The organism is Mesorhizobium sp. M7A.F.Ca.ET.027.03.2.1 (assembly GCF_003999175.1).
GTDB lineage: Bacteria > Pseudomonadota > Alphaproteobacteria > Rhizobiales > Rhizobiaceae > Mesorhizobium.
Genome location: NZ_RZOM01000612.1, coordinates 1 through 3,733 on the forward strand (window position 1 = coordinate 1; position 3,733 = coordinate 3,733).

The following is a 3,733-nucleotide window of genomic DNA, read 5'->3' on the forward strand; positions in this document are numbered from 1 at the left end:
CACTGGCACGGTATTCGCGTTCCCAACAAGATGGACGGCGTGCCGTTTCTGGTCCAGCCCTACGTCTACACCGGCGATCATTTCGACTACGCCTTCACGCCGCCCGACGCCGGCACCTTCTGGTACCACCCGCATTGCAACACGCTGGAGCAGATGGGCCATGGCCTGACCGGCGTGATCGTGGTCGAGAATCCCAACGATCCGAAATTCGATGCCGAAATCGTCCTCAATTTGCGCGACTGGCGCCTCGGTGACGACGGCCAGTTCATCGACCAATTCCGGCCGCGCGATGCCGCGAGAACCGGCACTTACGGCACGGTGCGCACCGCCAATTGGCTCGACCAGCCGCAATATGATGCGCCGGCCGGCGGACTGGCGCGGCTGCGCGTCGCCATCACCGACGTGACGCGTATCTACGCTTTTCGCGTCGACGGTGCGCAGGCGAGTGTCATGGCGCTCGACGGCAATCCGGTGCCTGAGCGTTTTTCGCCCGATGCCTTGCTGCTTGGACCCGGCCAGCGCATGGAGCTGGCGATACGCATGCCCGACGAGGAAGGCGCGATCGTCAGCTTGAGGGACGTCAGGGGCACCAAGCCAAAAATCCTGGCAACCCTGCGCGCGACAGGAAAATCCCTCAAACGGGACATTCGCGATGTTGCTCCGCTGGAGCTCAATCCGGTGGCGGAAGTGGATCTCGCCAGTGCCAGGCATATTTCCCTGGCACTGAGCGCCACGGCGGAAAACGTCCCGAGCGATGGCATCTGCGGTTCGCTTGGCTATAGTTTCTGGGCTCTCAACAAAGTGCCGTGGCCTGGTGACACCAAGGATCCGACCGCGCCGCTGGCCGAATTGAAGCTTGGCCAAAGCTACGTCATCGACATGGAGAACCTGACGCCGCAATCCCATCCGATGCATCTGCACGGTATGAGCTTCAAAGTGCTGTCATCCTCGACGCGCCAGGTTCAGCCTGTGATTTCCGACACCTATCTCATTCAGCCCAACGAGAAGGTTCAGCTCGGCTTCGTCGCCGACAATCCCGGCGATTGGCTGCTGCACTGCCACATCATCGAGCACCAGAAATCGGGAATGACGAGCTACGTCAGGGTGGTGTGAAGCCGCGTCAGCCTGCGCGTAGCGTCTGTGCCGTCATTTGCGCAACTGCGCCTCGATCTCGTCGAGCACCTTGTCCTTGCCGATGCCGGTGAGGAAGGCGAGGCCCTTGATCACCGGCTTGGTGACCGAAGCGGAGATCGGGGTGGTTGCGACGATGAAGTCGACATTGTCGGCCAGTCCGGCCACTTCGGTGGCCTTTGCCTGCTGGGCATTGAAGGTGAGGCCGCGTTTCTTCATTTCCTCGGTGACGGCGACATTGACCGCGGTCGAGGTGGCGATGCCCGTGCCGCAGGCAAAGAGAATGGTTTTCTGTCTGGACATCTCTGCTTCTCCTTGTTTCAGCCGAGTACGGCTCGCACGTCTTCGAGGGTTCTGGCCGACCTCAAATCATCCAAGGCTTGCGGGTTCTGGATGGTGGCCATGACGGCCTGCAGCGCCTCAATCTGCTTGTCCTTGTCGTTGATGGCAAGCAGGAAGACGAAGCCGACCGGCAGCATCTCGTCGGGATCCTCCATGTTGGCGAAGGTCACTGGTTGCTTCAATGTGCCCATCGCGATGCCAGGCTTCAGCACATGCTCCGGATCGGTGTGCGGCACCGCGACATTATCGGAGCGTTCCAGCGGCAGTCCGGTCGGGATGGCCAATTCGCGGCGCACGACCGCGTCGGCATAGCTGTTTTTGACATAGCCAAGTCTCTCCAGCCGGCCCGCCAGAATGCGGATGATCTCCTCATTGGTCGAGGCATCGGATCCGAGCACGATCGCGTCAGGGTCCAGAAGCTGCATGAGTCCGTCGGACATTCTTTGCTCCGTCTATGAAATCGTGCGCCCCGGGAAGGGCGCACGATCGGTTTAAAGGGTGGACGCTATCAGGTTCAGGCCGTCTCTTCGGCCGGCTCGTCCTTGGCGCCCGCGGCCCGCTCCCAGCCGAGCGGATTGCGGCGGTAGAGGACAAACAATGCCGCGATGACCACCGCGATCACGATGATGCCGACAAGCCCCATCCCCTGGATAGCCTCGATGACCACGTAAGGCACCCACAGGAAGCCGTCGACCACCGAGGTGATCTGTAGTGCGTCCGCCGGCAGCTTGAAGCCCGACGAGACTGCTGCGCTGGTGAACAGCGGCGCCAGCGCGTTGGCGACGTAGAAGCCGATGGCCAGCGTCACCGTGCCGATCACCACCATGCGGAACACGTTGCCTTTGACCAGCGGCGCGGTCATGGCGACGATGAAGGGGATGACCGCGAGGTCGGCGAACAGGATGACGCGGTTGCCCGGCAGGATGATGGACAGAATGATCGCGATCGGCACCAGGATCAGCGACGACGAGATCGCGGCCGGATGGCCGATCAGGATCGCCGAATCGAGACCAACGAGAAGCTCTCGGTCACCGGTGCGCTTGCGCACGAACGCCTGTGCCGCGTCGGAGACGGGGATCAGCCCCTCCATCAGGATCTTGACCATGCGCGGCAGCAGCAGCATCACCGCGGCCAGCGTCATGCCGGTGCCCAGAACCTTTGCCAGCACCACGCTGAGATCACCCGCATTGTAGAAGGCGATCGCACCAAGCACGAGGCCGATGATGAGGCCCATCACGACAGGTTCGCCGAACACGCCGAACCTGCGCTCGATGGTGTCGGTGTTGATGTTGATGCGGTTGATCCCGGGAATGCGGTCCATGATCCAGTTGAGCACAATGGCGATCGGCAGGATCTGCGCCGAGGCGAGATGCGGCACGGAAATGCCGGGCACGCCGTAGAACTGCTGCACCGCGCGCGCCGACCAGTCGGCGAACAGCAGCGAGAGTGCTGCGACAAGTGCTGCGACCGCGATGCCATAGGCCAGATTGTCGGTTGCGGCGACCACCAGCGAGCCGACAAAGGCGAAGTGCCAGAAATTCCAGACGTCGACATTGAGCGTGCGCGTCATGCGTGTCAGCAACAGCACGATGTTGACGAGGATGCCGACCGGAATGACCCAAAGGCCGACCGACGAGCCGAAGGCGATCGCGGCCGCGGAGGGCCAGCCGACATCGATGATGTCGCGATGAATGCCGGTGTTGGTGACGATGGCCTTGGCAACGTCGCCAATCGACGTGAACATGAGGCCAAGCACCAGATTGATGCCGATGAAGGCGACGCCGATGGTGACGGCGGCGCGAAAAGCCTTGCTGACCTTGGCGCCCAGAACCACGGCGATGATGAAAATGACAATTGGCAGCAGGATCGTCGGGCCAAGCGTATCGATGGCCCCTTTTAGGCCCGCGAGAACAGTATCCATTTTTCCTCCCCTGGAGCCGCGAGCCTTCGCTCGACGCCTCGCAATGATGCTCCATCCAGCCTTTGACGCTCTGGCGCAAAGACACTCCCCAATTTGCCCAGAGGCGAATGCTTTCCGACTGTCGCGTCGGTGAACATTTGCCTTTGTTGACAAACGAATGTTTTATTGGGGTTGTCCGCTGCATTGTCAATTGGTTGCGCTTCGGCCAATCGAGCCCCGAAGGACGTCCCTTCCGAGACGATTTCGTGGGAAATTGCCGGTCGCGACCGGGTTTCGTTGGCAAATAGAACCCGTTCCCTGCTATCCGGTCCCAAATCACGAAGCTGTGGACATTCTTGC

Annotated in this window: 5 protein-coding genes; 1 reads left to right on the plus strand and 4 read right to left on the minus strand. The window is 61.3% G+C overall.

Annotated elements, in window-relative coordinates:
• A partial coding sequence (locus EN750_RS23320; RefSeq protein WP_145967855.1) for a multicopper oxidase family protein occupies positions 1 to 1,113 on the plus strand: 1,113 nt, incomplete at its 5' end.
• 33 nt (positions 1,114 to 1,146) lie between these two features.
• Here EN750_RS23320 and EN750_RS23325 read toward each other — a convergent pair.
• The 4 genes from EN750_RS23325 to EN750_RS40010 form a co-directional block, all read right to left on the minus strand.
• Positions 1,147 to 1,434, minus strand: a complete 288-nt coding sequence (locus tag EN750_RS23325) for a PTS sugar transporter subunit IIB (protein WP_127397775.1) — start codon at positions 1,432 to 1,434, stop codon at positions 1,147 to 1,149.
• Positions 1,435 to 1,451: 17 nt separating this feature from the next.
• Positions 1,452 to 1,913 carry a PTS sugar transporter subunit IIA gene (locus EN750_RS23330; RefSeq protein ID WP_127397776.1) on the minus strand — a complete coding sequence of 154 codons (462 nt, stop codon included), beginning with the start codon at positions 1,911 to 1,913 and terminating at the stop codon, positions 1,452 to 1,454.
• A gap of 74 nt (positions 1,914 to 1,987) precedes the next feature.
• Entirely contained in the window at positions 1,988 to 3,394 is a 1,407-nt protein-coding gene (locus tag EN750_RS23335) for a PTS transporter subunit IIC (RefSeq protein WP_127397777.1), read from the minus strand.
• On the minus strand, positions 3,370 to 3,733 hold a 364-nt coding region (locus tag EN750_RS40010), incomplete at its 5' end, for a hypothetical protein (RefSeq protein ID WP_210212763.1). The genes EN750_RS40010 and EN750_RS23335, both read right to left, overlap by 25 nt.